Origin of the sequence: Lentzea sp. (assembly GCF_035525475.1) — a bacterium.
In the GTDB taxonomy this organism is placed as follows: Bacteria; Actinomycetota; Actinomycetes; order Mycobacteriales; family Pseudonocardiaceae; genus Lentzea.
In genome coordinates, this window is the sequence record NZ_DATLEC010000045.1 from 35,001 (window position 1) to 51,681 (window position 16,681).

Annotated in this window: 14 protein-coding genes; 6 read left to right on the forward strand and 8 right to left on the reverse strand. The window is 69.9% G+C overall.

Features of this window, described 5'->3' with window-relative positions; genetic code table 11:
* Positions 1–203 precede the first annotated feature (203 nt).
* The gene (locus VM306_RS07330) at positions 204–2,429 is read left to right on the forward strand and encodes a SulP family inorganic anion transporter (protein WP_325512275.1); all 2,226 of its coding nucleotides are present in this window, start codon (positions 204–206) and stop codon (positions 2,427–2,429) included.
* A 55-nt stretch (positions 2,430–2,484) separates the two neighbouring features.
* Here the strand turns inward: VM306_RS07330 and dacB are convergent, their stop codons facing one another.
* Both dacB and gndA read right to left on the reverse strand, forming a co-directional pair.
* Positions 2,485–4,020 (reverse strand): D-alanyl-D-alanine carboxypeptidase/D-alanyl-D-alanine endopeptidase, encoded by a 1,536-nt coding sequence (gene dacB / locus VM306_RS07335; protein WP_325512277.1) that lies wholly within the window; start codon positions 4,018–4,020, stop codon positions 2,485–2,487.
* Positions 4,017–5,447: an NADP-dependent phosphogluconate dehydrogenase gene (gene gndA / locus VM306_RS07340; protein ID WP_325512279.1), complete on the reverse strand. Its 1,431-nt coding sequence runs from the start codon at positions 5,445–5,447 to the stop codon at positions 4,017–4,019. The genes dacB and gndA overlap by 4 nt, the downstream gene beginning before the upstream one ends.
* A 120-nt stretch (positions 5,448–5,567) precedes the next feature.
* Between gndA and VM306_RS07345 the strand changes: the two genes are divergently transcribed.
* Positions 5,568–5,870, forward strand: a complete 303-nt coding sequence (locus tag VM306_RS07345) for a DUF2218 domain-containing protein (protein ID WP_325512281.1) — start codon at positions 5,568–5,570, stop codon at positions 5,868–5,870.
* On the opposite strand, the gene VM306_RS07350 is transcribed toward VM306_RS07345, so the two are convergent.
* Complete coding sequence (locus tag VM306_RS07350; RefSeq protein WP_325512283.1) at positions 5,853–6,446, reverse strand: LysE family translocator; 594 nt, start codon at positions 6,444–6,446, stop codon at positions 5,853–5,855. The genes VM306_RS07345 and VM306_RS07350 overlap by 18 nt on opposite strands.
* Before the next feature lie 59 nt (positions 6,447–6,505).
* Here VM306_RS07350 and VM306_RS07355 point away from each other — a divergent pair, with 59 nt between their 5' ends.
* Positions 6,506–7,012 carry an Lrp/AsnC family transcriptional regulator gene (locus tag VM306_RS07355; protein ID WP_325512285.1) on the forward strand — a complete coding sequence of 169 codons (507 nt, stop codon included), beginning with the start codon at positions 6,506–6,508 and terminating at the stop codon, positions 7,010–7,012.
* Here the strand turns inward: VM306_RS07355 and VM306_RS07360 are convergent.
* The 3 genes from VM306_RS07360 to pyk all read right to left on the reverse strand — a co-directional run bounded on the left by VM306_RS07360 (position 7,009) and on the right by pyk (position 9,924).
* A complete protein-coding gene (locus VM306_RS07360; RefSeq protein WP_325512287.1) occupies positions 7,009–7,404 on the reverse strand; it encodes a Uma2 family endonuclease in 396 nt (131 codons plus the stop codon). The two genes, VM306_RS07355 and VM306_RS07360, sit on opposite strands and share 4 nt — an antisense overlap.
* Positions 7,405–7,477: 73 nt before the next feature.
* The gene (gene tesB / locus VM306_RS07365) at positions 7,478–8,389 is read right to left on the reverse strand and encodes an acyl-CoA thioesterase II (protein WP_325512289.1); all 912 of its coding nucleotides are present in this window, start codon (positions 8,387–8,389) and stop codon (positions 7,478–7,480) included.
* A gap of 110 nt (positions 8,390–8,499) precedes the next feature.
* Positions 8,500–9,924: a pyruvate kinase gene (pyk, locus tag VM306_RS07370; RefSeq protein WP_325512291.1), complete on the reverse strand. Its 1,425-nt coding sequence runs from the start codon at positions 9,922–9,924 to the stop codon at positions 8,500–8,502.
* 64 nt (positions 9,925–9,988) lie between these two features.
* On the opposite strand from pyk, the gene VM306_RS07375 reads away from it, so the two are divergent.
* A complete protein-coding gene (locus VM306_RS07375; RefSeq protein ID WP_325512293.1) occupies positions 9,989–10,333 on the forward strand; it encodes a VanZ family protein in 345 nt (114 codons plus the stop codon).
* On the opposite strand, the gene VM306_RS07380 is transcribed toward VM306_RS07375, so the two are convergent.
* Entirely contained in the window at positions 10,281–10,928 is a 648-nt protein-coding gene (locus VM306_RS07380; protein WP_325512295.1) for a DUF2461 domain-containing protein, read from the reverse strand. The genes VM306_RS07375 and VM306_RS07380 overlap by 53 nt on opposite strands.
* Before the next feature lie 76 nt (positions 10,929–11,004).
* Between VM306_RS07380 and VM306_RS07385 the strand changes: the two genes are divergently transcribed.
* Together VM306_RS07385 and VM306_RS07390 are read left to right on the forward strand one after the other, a co-directional pair.
* A complete protein-coding gene (locus VM306_RS07385) occupies positions 11,005–12,924 on the forward strand; it encodes a helicase-associated domain-containing protein (RefSeq protein ID WP_325512297.1) in 1,920 nt (639 codons plus the stop codon).
* A gap of 66 nt (positions 12,925–12,990) precedes the next feature.
* A complete protein-coding gene (locus tag VM306_RS07390) occupies positions 12,991–15,855 on the forward strand; it encodes an NACHT domain-containing protein (RefSeq protein ID WP_325512299.1) in 2,865 nt (954 codons plus the stop codon).
* Here the strand turns inward: VM306_RS07390 and VM306_RS07395 are convergent.
* Positions 15,845–16,657, reverse strand: coding sequence for a DNA/RNA non-specific endonuclease (locus VM306_RS07395; RefSeq protein ID WP_325512301.1), 813 nt, complete (start codon positions 16,655–16,657; stop codon positions 15,845–15,847). The genes VM306_RS07390 and VM306_RS07395 overlap by 11 nt on opposite strands.
* Positions 16,658–16,681 lie beyond the last annotated feature (24 nt).

Consider the following 16,681-nt stretch of genomic DNA (forward strand, 5'->3'; position numbering starts at 1 on the left):
GACCCCTCGATGCCTGTGCCGACACGGAGGTGTTCCCGTGCCGACCCCGCATGACCGCGCCGACGCGCTCGAAGCCGTCCGGCCGCGCCGAATGCTGCCCTTAGAGCGCCTTTAGAGCGCTTCGATCTCACTCTCCCCCTCCCCGCCCTGCGCCCCGTGCCGCACAGGGCCATGCCGTCATTCCAGGAAAGGGAACGTCTGTCGTGAACCACTTGCAGAGGTCCAACGCCGGCGAGCACACCCCGCACGGTCCACCGGTGATCCTCAGGCACGACCTGCCGGCGAGCTTCGTGCTGTTCCTCATCTCGATCCCGATGTCGCTCGGCATCGCGCACGCGACCGGCGCGCCGTTGATGGCCGGGATCATCTCCGCGGTCATCGGCGGTGTGGTCGTGGGCGCGCTCAGCGGTGCGCCGTTGCAGATCAGCGGGCCGGGAACCGGTCTGGTGGTGATCGTGGCGAGCCTGGTGGCGCAGTTCGGGTGGGCCGCCACCGCGGCGATCACGCTGGCGGCGGGAGTGCTGCAGATCGCGCTGGGGCTCACGGGGATCAGCCGGCTGGTGATGTCGCTGTCCCCCGCGGTCGTGCAAGGCATGCTCGCGGGCATCGGCGTCTCCATCGCCGTCGGTCAGCTGGTGGTGGTGCTGGGCGGCACGGCGGCGCCGACCGTGCCCGCGAACGTCGCGCTGCTGCCGGGAGAGCTGGCGCAGTTCCAGCCCGGTCCGGTCGCCGCCGGAGCCGTGGCGATCGCGGTTCTGCTGCTGTGGCCCCGTGTTCCGCGTGCGTCGCTGGTCCCCGCGCCGCTCGTCGCGGTGGCCGCGGCGACCGCGCTGGTGCACGTGCTCCACCTCGACGTGGCGCGGGTCGACCTGCCGGACAGCCACGCGCTGGTGTTCCCGGAGATGCCGCGGGGCAGCGCGGGCACGGTGGTGACGGCCGTCGTGACGGTCGCACTGGTCGCGAGCATGGAGTCGTTGCTGTCGGCTGTCGCCACGGACCGGCTGCACGACGGGCCGCGTGCCCGGCTGGACAAGGAGCTCGTCGCGCAGGGCACCGGCAACGTGCTCGCGGGCGCGCTGGGCGGGTTCCCGATCAGCGGCGGCCTGGCGCGCAGTTCCACGAACGTGGCGTCGGGCGCGAAGACCCGGTACGCCGCCGTCTTCCAGGGCGTGTGGATCGCGGTGGCGGTGCTGGCGTTCGCCCCGGCCCTGGAGCTGATCCCGTTGTCGGCGCTGGCGGGCGTGCTGTTCGTCGTCGGGCTCAAGCTCGTGTCGATCAGCCGGATGCGGAACCTGTTGCAGCACAGGGAGCTCCTCGTCTACGCGGCGACGGCGACCGGTGTCGTCCTCTTCGGGCTGCTCGAAGGCGTGGTCGCGGGGCTGGCCGTCGCCCTGCTGCGCGCGCTGTACCGGTTGACGCACTGCTCGGTGAGCGTCGAGGGCAACCGGGTGTGCGTGCGGGGATCGCTGGTGTTCCTCGGGGTCGGGCGGCTCGTGCGTGAGCTGCGACGGTTGCCGCTGGGTCAGACCGTGGTGCTGGAGCTGCACATCGACTACCTCGACCACGCGTCGTACGAGGCGATCGACGACTGGCGTGAGGGCTACGAGCGGCTGGGCGGCCGGGTGCAGGTCGACGAGGTGCACGACAGCTGGTTCGACCGGGCGGACCAGGGAAAGCCGGGACGGCACAAGACGTTGCCCGGTCCGCTGCCCCGCTGGTTCGCACCGTGGTCGCACTGGCAGGGCACGCAGGACGCGGTGACGCTGCCCGCGCAGCGGTCCTCGGTCGAGCAGTCCGCCGCGAGCGACCCGATGCTGCGGGGCATGCGCGAGTTCGAACGGCGGTCGGCGCCGTTGGTGCGGCCGTTCCTGCACGAGCTGGCGGTGCGCGGGCAACGCCCGCAGCAGCTGTTCATCACCTGCGCCGACTCCCGCGTGGTGCCGAACCTGATCACCACGTCCGGGCCGGGCGACCTGTTCTGCGTGCGCAACATCGGCAACCTGGTGCCGATGGCGTCCGCCGGCGACAGGTCGGTCGGGGCGGCGGTCGAGTACGCCGTGGAGATCCTCAACGTCAGCACGATCGTCGTGTGCGGGCACTCGGACTGCGGTGCGATGAAGGCGCTGGTGACGGGATCCGCGTCGCGCGGCTCGCACCTGCACTCGTGGCTGCGCAACGCCGAGCCGTCGCTGATCCGGTTCCACGCGCCGACGTCGGGCGGCTGCGCCGACCTGCCGGTGGCCGACCGCCTCGCCGTCGCGAACGTCGCGCAGCAGCTCGACAACCTGCTCGGCTACCCGAGCGTGCGCGAGGCGATCGCGGCGGGCACGCTGACGTTGAAGGGCATGTACTTCGACATCTCGAACGCCCGCGTCTACCTCGTCGACCCCGACCGCAACGGCCTGGAGCCGGTGCACTCCCCCGCCTAGAAACGCTGGAGCCGCCCCGGTTTCCCGGAGCGGCTCCAGTTCCGTGCACGATCTCCTAGCAGGTGCCGATCCAGGAGCACTCCACGTCGAAGCGCTCCTTCGCCGGAACCGTCACGCGTTCCTGCGCGGGGACCTTGCGCTGCTGCGGCACCGACTGGACCTGCGGCTGGGCCGCCACGGTCCCGCCGTCGGAGGCGAGGCGCACAGCGATCCTGTCCTCGATGGACTTCGGGCTGTTGAACAGCAGCACGTTGTTCTGCACGACCGAGAACACGAGGTCCCGTCCGGCCTGCGTCCGCACGTAGCCGGACAGGGCCGAGACGCCGCTGAGCGATCCGGTCTTGGCCTTCACGTTGCCCGCGGCCGGGGTGTTCCTCATCCGGTTGACGAGCGTGCCGTCGACACCGGCGACCGGCAGCGACGCCTGCCACGCGGAGAACCACGGCTTGGTCTTCGCCTTGATCAGGATCGACGCCAGCGCGTCCGGCGAGAACTGGTCCAGCCGGGACATGCCGGAGCCGTCGAAGACCTCGACGCCGTTCGGGTCGACACCGAGGCCCGACCACTTGGCGCTCAACTGGTTGACGCCGTTGCTGAACGACTTGCCCGCGGTCTTGACGAGCACCTCGGCCAGCATGTTGTTGCTGTCCTTGAGCAACGGCGTGATCAGCTGTCCCAGCGTCTGCGACTGGTCCGACGCGAGCACAGCGGCACCGGCGGGAGCCGCCGCCCTGCGCACGTCACCGGTGAACTCGATCCCGTTCTCCCGCAACGCGTTGCGGAAGACGGACGAGACCAGCGCGGTCGGGTCCTTCACGCTCGCCAGCGCCACCGTCTCGACGTTCGTCGAGCCGCTGACCCTGATGATGTTCGAGCCGTGCTCGCGCTCGACGCTCACGCCACCGCTGCCGGTGGTCGCCGAGCTGACCACGTGGACGACGTCGTTGGCCGGCTCCGCCGTGGCGATGACCGGGGCACCCGCCGCGGCGCCCGGCTTGACGCGCACGAGTACCGTGCCGGCGCTGAACTTCGCGTCCGGCGACAACGTCAGCGCGGAGGTCTCCGCGCTGTAGGCGAACGGCTCGTCGTCCCACGCCCAGCCCGAACCGTAGGGCTGAGCGTCGAACGCGGTGCCGTCGAGGACCAGCGAGCCGCTGATCTTCGTGACACCGCTGTTCTTCAGCTCCGTCGCCAGCGCCGCGTACCGCGTCCTGCTCATCGTCGGGTCGCCGGTGCCGCGCAGGACGAGGTCGCCCTGCAACGTCGATCCGTTGCGCGTGCCCGTGGACAGCAGCTCGGTCCTCCACTTGAAGTCGGGGCCGAGCAGTTCGAGCGCCGCCGTCGTCGTGAGCAGCTTCATGTTCGAAGCGACCTGCTGACGACGCGAGCTCGTCCTGGTGTAGACGACATCGCCCGTGTTCGCGTCCCGCACGACCAGGCCGACGTCCGCGCCGTTGAGCGCGGGGTCGGCGAGGATCGTGTCGAGATCAGCCGTCAGAGCCTCGTTGTCGACGGCCACCGCGCCGCCGCTGGACGTCAGGGTCAACCCCGCAGCCGCGGCGACGACCGCCCCCAGAATTCTCAGTTTCACGCTTTCACCTCAGACCTGTCGCCTGACCACAAAGTGTGGAAGCTACCGGCCCTGTCGGTGCGCCTGTACGTGTGTGCGCCGAAGAAGTCGCGCTGCCCCTGCACGAGGGCGGCGGGCAGTCGCTCCGAACGGAGGCCGTCGTAGTAGGCCAAAGCGGACACGAAGCCCGGCGTCGGGACGCCGGACTCCACCGCACGGACTACGACACGCCGCCAAGCGGCCTCAGCGTTCTTCACCGCGTCGCGGAAGTAGTTGTCCACCAACAGAGACGCGATGTCCGCATTCGCGTCGTAGGCCTCACGGATGCGGTTGAGGAACTGCGCGCGGATGATGCAGCCGCCGCGCCAGATCGTCGCCATCGCGCCGAGGTCGATGTTCCAGCCGAAGTTCTTCGACGCCTCGCGCATCATGTCGAAGCCCTGCGCGTACGCGACGACCTTCGACGCGTACAGCGCCTGACGCACGTCGTCGACCAGTTCGGCGTCCGGCTTCGCGACCACCTCGCTGGCGCCGAACGCGTCGCGCACGGCCTTGCGCTGGTCGGTGTGGCCGCTGAGGCTGCGCGCGAACACGGCCTCGGCGATGCCGGTGACCGGCACACCCAGCTCCAGCGCCTCCTGCACGGTCCAGCGGCCGGTGCCCTTCTGCTCCGCCGCGTCCTCGATGACCTGCACGAGCGGCGTGCCGTCGGCGTCGACGTGCTTGAGCACCTCGGCGGTGATCTCGACCAGGTACGACTCCAGGTCGCCCGAGTTCCACTGCGTGAAGACCTCGGAGATCTCCGCCGGCGTCTGCCCGCCGATGCGGTTCAGCAGGTCGTACGCCTCGGCGATCAGCTGCATGTCGGCGTACTCGATGCCGTTGTGCACCATCTTCACGAAGTGACCGGCGCCGTCCGGCCCGACGTGCACGCAGCACGGCTGACCGTCCACCTTGGCCGCGATCTCCTCGAAGACCGGACCGACGTGCCGGTACGACTCCGCGGGACCACCCGGCATGATGCTGGGCCCGTTGAGAGCGCCCTCCTCGCCACCGGAGATGCCGGCGCCGACGAACAGCAGCCCCTTCTCCTTCAGCGCGGCCTCGCGGCGGCGCGTGTCGTTGAAGTGGGCGTTGCCGCCGTCGATGACCATGTCGCCGGGCTCCAGCAGCCCGCTCAGCTCGTCGATGACGGCGTCGGTCGGGCCACCCGCCTTGACCATGATGATGATCTGGCGCGGCGTCTGCAGGCTGTCGACCAGGTCCTGCAGCGTCTCGGCGCCGACGAAGTCGCCCTCGTGGCCGTGCTCCTCGAGCAGGGCCTTCATCTTCGCGGGCGTCCGGTTGTGCACGGCGACCTTGAAACCGTGCCGCGCGAGGTTCCGCGCGAGGTTGCTGCCCATAGTGGCAAGACCGGTGACCGCGATACGTGCTTTGCCTTCCGTCATGCGCACAGCCTGCCGTGTTCTCCGGCTTTGCGCGAGACGTCACAGCGTGTTCTCAGACTCCGTTTTGCCAGGTGAACCGCGTCACGTGCCCGTACGTACCGCTAGGCGTAAGTTGGCTTCATGACGGAATTCACGAGCGTGGGACGCTCGGCGACCGACCGTGCCTCCAGGTACGGATCGCAGCTGGTGAAGCACTTCACGCACAAGGACCTGGAAGGGTCCTGGGAGGACGGACGCGGTTTCGTCCGCTTTTCGGGCGGCCTGGCGGAGTTCGAGGCGGCCCCCGACGCGTTGATCATGCGTGTGGTGTCCTCGACGGAGGAGGACGTGGCGCGCCTGCGCGACGTCGTCGAACGGCACCTGGTCCGCTTCGGCGTCCGCGACGAGCTGACGGTCACGTGGGACTCAGGCAGCGAGAACTGACGCCGCCATCCCGATGAGAGCGGTCCCACAGGTCTTCTCGAAGACCGCGCGAACCTTGGGCCTGCTCAGCAGAGCACCGAGCTGACGCGCCGACGGCACCACGACGACCCAGAACGCCGCGAACACGCCGACCGTGACGGCACTCAGAAGCGCGGCCTGCGGCAGCGGCGCGGCGTTCTGGTCCATCGCCTGCGGGATGAGGCTCAGGAACGTGAGCATCACCTTGGGGTTCAACAGGTCGCACAACAAACCGCGCAGGAAGACGTTGCTCTCCCGCGGCTGCGACCGCTCCGGCTTGCCAGCGGCCCTCAGCGTGCAGAAGCCGACGTAGGCCAGGTAGCACGCGCCGATCGCCTTGACCACGAACAGCGCCGTCGGCGCCGCCGCCACGAGCGCCGACAACCCGACCGTCGCCAGCGTCGCGTGGACCAGGAGCCCGGTCATCACCCCGAGGGCGGCCTCGACGCCCTTCCGCGTGCTCCGCACGGCGTTCCCCATGATCAGCACGAAGTCGGGTCCCGGCACGATCATGATGATCAGGAGAGCGACCAGGAACGACGTCCACGCGATGTGCATGGCGCAGATCGTCGGCGCTTGTTCTGCTGTGTTCCAGCTGGTCAGTACGATGTTCGCTTATGCGCGAACAAGCCGAACTGGATTCGGTGGACTGGCACATCCTGGAGGAGTTGCAGAACGACGCGACCCTGCCGAACCGTGCCCTGGCCGAGATCGTCGGCTTGGCGCCGTCGTCCTGCCTGCAACGGGTGCGGCGGCTGCGCGACCTCGGCGTGATCACGGGGTGCCACGCCGTGGTGGATCCCGCGACGACCGGGCTGCCGCTGGAGGCCGTGATCTCGGTGAACGTGCGGCCGCACACCCGGACCGTCGTCGCCGGGTTCCGTGCGTTCGTGATGGCTCAGCCGGAGACCCGGTCGATCTTCCACGTTTCCGGGCAGGCGGACTTCCTGATCCACATCGCCGTTGCCGATTCCACGCACCTGCAGGCGTTCTTGATGGACAAGATCGCGTCTCGTACCGAAGTGCGGAACCTGACTTCGTCGGTGGTGCTGGAGCGGGTGGAGACCCGGGCTTTGACGCCTCCGGCGAACCTGCGGCCCACGCACCGCCGCCGGAAGGTCTAGCGGATCAACTCGTTCAGGTTCAGCTTCATCGGCGACGGGATCATCACATTGATCATTCGAGTGCCGGTCGCCGCGATCTCGTACCGGCCATCCGCGATGGAGTACGCGACGAGGCTGGGAGGACCATCGAGAGCGACGGTCCAGCAGTTCGGAATCCCTGCCGCCGCGTACTCGCGCAGCTTGACCCGCAGATCGATGTCCTCCGACTCCTCCGGCAGGATCTCGACCACCAGCGCTACGTCCCCAGCCGAGAACCGGGTCACCTCGCCCTGGAACGCCTGCGCCGATGCCACCACCGCATCCGGCTTGCGCATCAGAGGCGAGCTGCCGTTCTTGAGCAGAACGTCGAACGAGTGCACCACATCGAGGTCAGCCGGCAACTGCTCAGCCAACCATCTCCTGATCATCGACAGCTCACGGCACAGCCTTCATCGCTCACACAGGGGTTCGAACTACGGTGCGAACTCACACCTCATCGGGTGACGGCTTGATCACCCGGATCAGCCCCTCCTGCACCACCGTCGCCACCAGCTCCCCGGACTGCGTGAAGAACCGCCCGGTCGCCAGCCCCCGGTTCCCGGAAGCGGACGGCGACGAGGTGTCGTACAGCAACCACTCGTCGGCCCGGAACGGCCGGTGGAACCACATCGCGTGGTCGAGGGAAGCGCCGAGGACCTTGTCCAGCCCCCAGTACACCCCGTGCTTGACCAGCACGCTGTCCAGCAACGTCATGTCCGACGCGTAGGTCATCACGCAGAGGTGCAGCATCGGGTCGTCCGGCAGCTTGCCGTCGGCCTTCATCCACACCCGCGACGCCGCCTCGCCCGGACCGTCCTCACGCGACTCCCACGGCGTCTCGGTCACGTAGCGGACGTCGATGGGGCGCGGGAACTTCAGGTTCACCAGCGAGTAGCCCGCGACGGACTCGCTCCACGTCGGCAGGGACTCGGGGTCCGGCACCGGCGGCATCTCCGAGGAGTGCTCGACGCCCTGCTCCTCCACCTGGAAGGACGCGGACAGCGAGAAGATCGCCTTGCCGTGCTGCACCGCCACGACGCGGCGCGTGGTGAACGAGCGGCCGTCGCGGATGCGGTCCACCTCGTACACGATCGGCACGCGCGGGTCGCCGGGGCGGATGAAGTACGAGTGCAACGAGTGCACGCGGCGTTCGACCGGCACGGTGCGGCCCGCGGCCACCAGGGCCTGGCCCGCCACCTGGCCGCCGAACACGCGCACCGGCGACTCCGCGGGCGAGACGCCGCGGAAGATGTTCTCCTCGATGCGCTCCAGGTCGAGCAACGCGACCAGGTCGTCCACTGCGGATTGTCCGCTCAGGCCCGACGGGCTCTCAGCAGCGGCACGGGCGGCCTCAGTCACGGCAGAACTCTCCTAGCGGCACGGGCACGGCAACGGCCCCGCACCCTCACACGACCAGTATGAGGGGGCGGGGCCGGCGTTCACGACGTAACGGACTGAGAGTCCAACCACTACGCGTGGTCGTCCTCGCCCAGCCGGTGCACCCGGATGAGGTTGGTCGAGCCGATGGTGCCGGGAGGCGACCCTGCGACGACGACCATGAGGTCGCCGGCGGAGTAGCGGCCGATCTCCAGCATGGCCACGTCGACCTGGCGGACCATCTCGTCGGTGGACTCCACCCTCGGGACGATGAACGTCTCGGTGCCCCACGTCAGCGACAGCTGCGAGCGCACCGACGGCTCCGGCGTGAAGGCCAGCAGCGGCAGGTGCGTGTGCAGGCGGGCCAGGCGGCGGACCGTGTCGCCGGACTGCGTGAACGCGACCAGGGCCTTCGCGTTGAGGCGCTCGCCGATGTCACGGGCCGCGTACGAGATCACGCCGCGCTTGGTGCGCGGGACGTGGGTCAGCGGCGGCACGACGACCGACTCGGTCTCGACGGCCTCGATGATGCGGCCCATGGTCTGCACGGACTCGATGGCGTAGCGGCCGACCGAGGTCTCACCGGACAGCATCAGGGCGTCCGCGCCGTCGAGCACCGCGTTCGCGACGTCGGACGTCTCGGCGCGGGTCGGGCGGGAGTTCGTGATCATCGAGTCGAGCATCTGGGTCGCGACGATGACCGGCTTGGCGTTCTCGCGGGCGATCTGGATCGCGCGCTTCTGCACCAGCGGGACGTGCTCCAGCGGCAGCTCGACGCCCAGGTCACCGCGGGCGACCATCACGCCGTCGAAGGCCAGCACGATGGCCTCGAGGTTGTCGACGGCCTCGGGCTTCTCGATCTTCGCGATCACCGGGAGGCGCTTGCTGCCCGAGCGGTCCATGATCTGGTGGACCAGGTCGATGTCCGCGGGCGAGCGCACGAACGACAGTGCGATGAAGTCCACGCCCAGCGAGAGCGCGAACTCGAGGTCCTCGATGTCCTTCTCCGACAGCGCCGGCACGGAGACGTCCATGCCGGGCAGCGAGAGGCCCTTGTTGTTGCTGACGGGTCCGCCCTCGGTCACCTCGCAGACGACGTCGGAACCTTCGACGTCGACCACCACGAGCGCGACCTTGCCGTCGTCCACGAGCATGCGGTCGCCGACCTTGGCGTCCTTCGCGAGCTCCTTGTACGTCGTCGACACGCGGTCGTGCGTACCCTCGACGTCCTCGACGGTGATGCGGACGATGTCGCCGTTGTTCCAGTCCACCGGACCCGCGGCGAAACGACCGAGGCGGATCTTGGGGCCCTGGAGGTCGGCGAGGATTCCCACGGCGCGGCCGGACTCGTCGGCTGCCGCGCGGACCATGTCGTAAACCTGCTTGTGGTCGGCATGGCTGCCGTGGCTGAAGTTCATCCTGGCCACGTCCATACCGGCCGCGACCAGGTCACGGACCTTTTCGGGCGTGCCAGTGGCGGGACCGAGGGTACAGACGATCTTTGCGCGTCGACTCACGTGTAGAGAGAGTAGACCTCGTTCCTGGACCGATCCCGAACTACCCATCGGTAATGTTTTGACGATGGGACGAGTCCTTCCTTTTGTGATCGCGGCGTCGCTCAGTGTCGTCGTGCTGTTCACCCCCGAGTCAGGTGTGCCGAGCTCGCCACCTGGTACGGACAAGGTCGTTCACACGCTGCTCTTCGCGCTGCTGGCGTTCACCGGGCTGTACGCGAGGATTCGTCACGTCCTGGTCGCGCTGGTCGTCTACGCGGGCGTCTCGGAGGTGCTCCAGCAGCTGATCACGCCCCTGCACCGCAGCGGTGACGTGCTCGACGCGCTGGTGGACGTGTTCGGCATCGGCCTGGGCTGGGCTATCGCCGCGGCGATTCGCTCACGCCGACGTGGTCCTCGCACCACGCGTTGAAGTCCCTGAGCTGCCGCCACGACTTGCGCACGCGGTCCAGGCACTCCGGCTCGTGCAGCGCGTCGTCCGGTTCCCAGACCTTGCGCACGTAGATCGACCGGTGCCTGAGCAGGTCGAGGTGCGGGTGGTCGTCGTCGAACCCGCGCGGCTTCGACTTCATCACGTCACCGGCGAGCGCCCAGCCCTGCTTCAGCAGCTTGTCGACGATCTTGCGCAGCAGCACCCCGTGCGCGCCGACGGAGGCGCGGTAGCGGGCCAGCTGGTCCGGGGCCATGTGGAACGAGCCGCCGCCGGTCATCAGTCCCTCGGGGCTGAGCTGCACGTAGTACGCGCCGCCGCCGCGGCCCTTCTCGATGACCGCGCCGCAGTGGTCCTTGTACGGCGTCTTGTCCTTGGCGAACCGCACGTCGCGGTACGGGCGGAACACCTTGCCCTCGCCGAACTCCTTCTCCAGCGCGAGGAGCAGGGCCTCCATCGGCGCCCGCACGTCCCGCAGGTAGGTCTCCTTGTTGTCGTCCCAGTACGCCTTCGTGTTGTCGAGCACCAGGCCGTCGTAGAAGTCGATGGCGTACTCGCCAAAACCGCTGAACGTCACCGAGTCAGCCTAGGCGGATCGCCCATGTGCGTGAAAATTCGTTTGAGGACACACAACCGGGGCCATAATCCGGTGAATGCCACGCCGTATCAACGCGCTCGCGACCTGGCTCCTCCAACTCGGGCCGGACGAGGTGGCCACAGTCCTCCTGCACCGCCGCGACGTGGCGGACCGCTTCATCCGGACGTTGAGGGACCTCGCGACGCAGCTCACCGACTCCGACTCCGTGCACGCCGCCGAGGACACGCTCGACCAGGGCGCGCTCGACGTGCTCGCGGTGATCGTCGCGCAGGGCAACGCCGGGACCATCGACACGGTCCGCACCGAGCTGCGGTGCGCGGCCGACGACTTCGAACGGGCCTTCCGGCAGCTCAAGGACCGCGCGCTGGCGTGGCCGGACGGGCCGCGGCTCATCGCGGTGAACTCGGTGCGGGCGAGCGGCGCGGCGCACGGCCGGCTGACGCCGCGACCCAGGCCGCCGCGCAAGCGCAGGGTGTCGGCCATCTCACCGATCGTGCCCGCCATGTCCGTGGTGGACGGAGTGGCGCGGTTGCTCGCCCACTGCGAGCAGGACGCGTTCGACGCCCGCTACACCGGCGGCGTGGCGACGGTGGAGATCCGGCGGGTCGCCAGGGCGTTGCGGGTCCCGGACGGCGTGCTGCGGTTGTGGCTGGAGCTCGCGGTCGAGGCGCAGCTGCTCGGTGTGGAACGCTCGCGGTTGTTACCGACCAGGCAGGGTGACGGCTGGCTCGACTCGCACCCCGGCGCCAGGCTCGCCGCGCTGGTCGAGGCCTGGCGGCGGATGGACTGGCGGCCGGAGCCCGACCAGGCGCGGGCGGCGTTGCGCGACTACACCGGTGCCGCCGGGCTGGCGCTGAGACGCGGCACGCTGGAGCGGTTCTCGGCGGACGAGGCCTTCGCGGACACGGCGGAGCTGGTCGACGACCTCGCCTGGGAACGTCCCGCGGTGCACGACCCGCGCGCGACCGCGGCGGTCATCAGCGAGATGGAGTCGCTCGGGCTGGTGGCGGGCGGCGCGCTGACGCCGCTGGGCGTCGCGGTGCTGGAGGGCGGTGACGTCGAGGCCGCGGCCACGGAGCTGTTGCCGGCGGCGACGGAGAAGGCCGCGTTCCAGACGGACATGACGGCCGTGGTGAACGGGCTGCCGTCGCCGGAGCTGAGCGCGACGCTGAACCTGGTGGCGGACCTGGAGGACAACGACGCCGCGCGGGTGTGGCGGATGTCCGCCGGGACGGTGCGGCGCGCGCTGGACACGGGGTTGTCCGCCGACGCGGTGCTGATGAGGCTGGCGGCGATGTCGGAGGGGCCGTTGCCGCAGGCGGTCGAGCACCAGGTGCGGGACGTGGCGAGGCGGCACGGTCATCTGACGGTCACGGACGTGAAGAGCTGCGTGCGGGCAGCGGATTCCGCGTTGCTGCAGGAGATCGCGAAGTCGAAGCGGCTGGCTTCGCTGAAGCTGCGCTTCATCGCGCCGACGGTGCTGGCGTCGGACCGGCCGATGACGGAGACGCTGGGGGCGTTGCGGCGGGCGGGATACGCGCCGACCGGGGTGGACGGCGGCGATCAGTCCATTGTGGAGCAGATCGGGAAGCTGCGCGCGCCGGCGCGGGGCGAACGCCGCCAGGACCGGTGGTGGCGGGCCGAGCCGGGCGACCTGGAGATCACCCAGCTCGCGATCAGGCTGGTGGAGCAGGAACGGCCGAGCGTGGGGCGGGGAGCGCCGCGGGCGGGCGCGGCACGGGTGTTGCGCGACCAGAACGTCTTCCTGCGCGACGAGGAGGTCGTGCTCCTGGCGTCGGCGCTGGTGGACGGCAGCAGCGTCGAGATCAGGTACGCGAGCGGGCCGCGCAGGACCGAGACGCACGTCGTCGTCCCGACCAAGCACCTCGAAGGCGTGCTGAGCGCGGAGTGCGAGGACGGCACGAGCAAGGAGTTCGCCATCGGCCACGTCCGCGAGGTCGCCCTCCCCCGCTGAACGAGCCCGATGAACAGCTGGTGAAGTCCCTGCCACCCCCGGTGATCACGTGCTGATACTGGGGTCGTGGCCGACCCGTTTTCCGCCGGACTGCTGATGGTGCTGGAGACCGTGCTGGAGCGGGTGCTCCTCGGTCTCTTCGACGTCGTGCACAAGGGCGCCAGGGACAAGAGGCGCCGCCGCGAGCTGACCAGGCCGGGTCCGCTGGTGGAACGGGTCTCGAGCGAGCTCGCCCGCGGTGAGCTGAGCACCGTCGAGCAGCACGAGTGGCAGGCCGCCGTGGACGCGGTGCGCGAGTCCGTCGAGGCCTCGCTGCCGTTGCGGGACGACGAGGCGCTGCGGGTGATGCTGACGCCGGAGTCGTTGCGGGCGCACGTGGTGTCCAGGTCGGCGCAGATCCGGCGGGCGGCGGGGCTGTCCGACCACGCGACGGCCGTCTACGACGCGGTGCTGACGCGGGTCTGCGTCGCCGTGGTCGAACTGGTGTGGTCGCAGCCGGAGTACGCGCGGCGGCTCGCGGTCGAGATGTTCCGGATGGGCAGGGCGACCGCGGACGCCGTGGCGCGCCTCGCGGACCAGCGGCAGCGGGCGCTGGCCGCGTCGCACCGGGACTTCGAGGACCGGTACGCCGACCAGGTCGCGCACTCGCTGGGCGGCCTGGAGCTGTTCGGCGTCTCCCGCGGGCGGGCACCGCGACGGCACTCGTTCGACACCTCGTACGTGTCGCTGGCGGTGGCGCGGGTCGGGGACACCGACGAGCTGACCGGGGCCGGGCTGCCGGTGGCCGCGGCGCTGGCCGACACCACGAGGGTGCTGATCCGGGGCGGCGCGGGCGCCGGCAAGACGACGTTCCTGCGCTGGCTCGCGATGAACGCGCTGGGCGAGACGCGGACGTCGGGCAACGAGTGGCTGGGGCTGGTGCCGTTCTTCGTGCCGCTGCGGCAGTGCTCGACGCTGCCCAAGCCGGAGGAGCTCATCTCGTCGACCGCCTCGATGATCGAGGAGGAGAAACCGTCCGGGTGGGTCACCGCGCGGCTCAGGGAAGGGCGCGCGCTGATCCTCGTCGACGGCGTGGACGAGCTGGTGCCGGAGCGCCGCGCCGAGGCACGGCTGTGGCTCGAACAGCTGGCGAAGGCCTACCCGGAAGCCCGCTACGCCGTCACGACCCGTCCCGCCGCGGTGCCGGAGGACTGGCTGGAGGACGTCGGTTTCGAGACGTTCGACCTGTTGCCGTTGAGCGACAAGGGCGTGCGCGACTTCGTGGAGGCCTGGCACACGGCCGCGCGCGACGAGCCGGGGCTGACGCGGGACGCGCGGGTGTGGCTCACCGAGTGCGAGACGCGGCTGGTGGGGACGCTGGCGAAGCGGCCGGACCTGCGGCGGCTCGCGTCGAGCCCGTTGCTGGCCGGGCTGCTGTGCGCGTTGCACCAGGACAGGAACATGCACCTGCCGCGTGACCGCCGCTCGCTCTACGAGGCCGCGCTGGACCTGTTGCTGGTGCGGTGGGACGAGGACCGCGGACTCGCGCTGCCGTCGTTCTCCAAGGAGGAACAGCTCGTCCTGCTGCAACGGTTCGCGTACTCGCTGGTGCGCAACCGGGAGCTGATGGTGCCGCGCGAGGAGGCCGTGCACCGGCTCGGGAACGCGATGCGCGGGCTGCGGTCGCACGAGATCGACCCGGACGACGCGATGCAGCGGTTGCTCGAACGAGCGGGGCTGCTGCGGGAGGTGTCGAACGAACGGGTGCAGTTCGTGCACCGGACGTTCCGCGACTACCTGGCGGCCAAGGAGGTCGTCGACGCCGGCGACCTGAACCTCTTGGTGGACAGGGCACATCTCGACGAGTGGCACGACGTCGTGGTGATGGCGGTCGCCCACGCACGGCCGCGCGAACGGGCTCGCGTGCTGATGGACCTGCTGGCGGGCAACGACGACACGCGCAAGGACGAACGCGGTCGGGACAAGCTGCGGCTGCTCGCGCTGGCGTGCCTGGAGCAGGCCGACGTGATCGAACCCGAGACGGCCCGCGCGCAGGTCACCCAGGCCGCCGCCGCGCTGATCCCGCCGACGAGCTTCGCGCACGCGGACGCGCTGGCCGAGGCGGGGTCGTTCGTGGTCGACCTGCTGCCGGGACCGGAGGCGGCCGAGGAGGCCGCGTACATCGTGCGGACGCTGGCCACCATCGGCGGCGAGGGCGCGTGGGAACGCATCGCGGAGTTCGTGGCCGTGGACCACGCGATGGTCATCGACGAGCTGCTGCGGGCGTGGCGGAACACGCCGGACGCGGAGAAGTACGCCAGGACCGTTCTGTCCAAAGTGGACTTCGGTGACCGGCGCGTGGACGTGCGCGGCTGGCACCGGATCCAGTTCATCCCGCACCTGGAGAAGCTGCGGCACGTGCGGTGCATCGGCAACATCGACCCGCTCGACCCGCTGGGCGCGATGCCGTCGCTGCACCGGCTGGAGCTGTGGCAGAACGAGGTCGTGCGCGACCTGTCACCTCTGGCGCTCTCGCGGTCGTTGAGGGAGCTGCACCTGAGCCGCTGCCGGCCGCTCGGGCGGATCGACCTGTCACCGGTGAAGGACCTGGACGAGCTGCACCTGCACTTCAGCCGGGTCGACCTGGGCTCGCTGGACGGTGGGGCGGTGCGGCGCCTGCAGATCCGCGACTCGGCGACCGACGACGGGCTGGGCGCGTTGCCCGCGCTGCCCGCGTTGCGCGAGCTGGCGATCGACCACCGCCCGCCCTTCCCGCTGGCGGGGCTGGAGCGGTGGCCGACCGTCACGACGCTGGAGGTGTTCGGCGTGCCGGCGGCCGACGACGTGCGCGTGCTGCCGGCGTTGGAGCACCTCGTCGTGCACCAGCCGGAGTCGCCTGCCCGGCTGGAGGAGCTGCGTCAGCGGCTGCCGGGAGTCGTCATCACCACCTGATGTCGCCGAGGTCGTCCAGCGGCTTGCGCTCGGACTCGCCGAGCAGCTGGACCGACGCGGTGTCGGCGGCGTGCAGCTCGGCCGGGAAGGTGAAGCTCGTGCGCTTCTCCAGCTCGCTCAGCGACACCTGGAACACGCGGAACTCGTCCAGGTCGAGGGCCTCGGCCAGGACGAGGTTCTGCGTGAGCAGGAACGCGCTGCAGCGCAGCTCGCCGTCCACGACGAACGCGATCGCCTTGTAGAACTCACGGGGGATCGCGACGCTGCGGAACACCCTGTCGTCGGCGTTGAACACCGGGCCGCCGTAGACGCTGACCTTGAGGTTCTCGACGTCGACGTCGGCCAGCGCCGCGTCCTCCAGCCTGCCCCAGATGCCCTGCTTCGTGCTCTGGTTGAAGTCGTCCATCTGCGGCGTGATGTTCGTGAAGAAGAACGAGTCCCTGTTCGCCTTCTGCGCCTCGGCCTTCGGGCCCCAGCACAGGTCGGCGCGGCGCGCGAGGTGGCCGCGGTCGAGCCTGTTGTCGCGGTAGAGCTCGTCGCCGGTCTGGAACCCCGCCGGGATGCGCGGGTCCTTGACGAACGGGATGTTGTTGCGGCTCAACGCCTTCATGTCGCCGCCGTCGATGTTCCACGCGACCCAGATCGCGAACTTGCGCGACTTGCTCAACGCGAGCGAGAAGTGCGCGTAGTCGATCGTGGTCGAGCCGTCCAGCTCGACGGCGTCGTCGGCTCCCGAGCTCGTCAGGACGGGAGTCCCGGCCGCGGTGCCGAGGAACTTCGCGTCGAATCCTGCGCTGGTCATGGTGTCGCCCCCTACTGGTTCACC

Excerpts from the sequence above, each read along its gene's own strand:
- VM306_RS07345 (WP_325512281.1), top strand. The coding sequence starts at position 5,568 with ATGACGGAATTCACGAGCGTGGGACGCTCGGCGACCGACCGTGCCTCC.
- VM306_RS07355 (WP_325512285.1), top strand. The coding sequence starts at position 6,506 with ATGCGCGAACAAGCCGAACTGGATTCGGTGGACTGGCACATCCTGGAG.
- VM306_RS07395 (WP_325512301.1), bottom strand. The coding sequence starts at position 16,657 with ATGACCAGCGCAGGATTCGACGCGAAGTTCCTCGGCACCGCGGCCGGG.
- VM306_RS07350 (WP_325512283.1), bottom strand. The coding sequence starts at position 6,446 with ATGCACATCGCGTGGACGTCGTTCCTGGTCGCTCTCCTGATCATCATG.
- gndA (WP_325512279.1), bottom strand. The coding sequence starts at position 5,447 with ATGACGGAAGGCAAAGCACGTATCGCGGTCACCGGTCTTGCCACTATG.
- VM306_RS07375 (WP_325512293.1), top strand. The coding sequence starts at position 9,989 with ATGGGACGAGTCCTTCCTTTTGTGATCGCGGCGTCGCTCAGTGTCGTC.
- VM306_RS07385 (WP_325512297.1), top strand. The coding sequence starts at position 11,005 with ATGCCACGCCGTATCAACGCGCTCGCGACCTGGCTCCTCCAACTCGGG.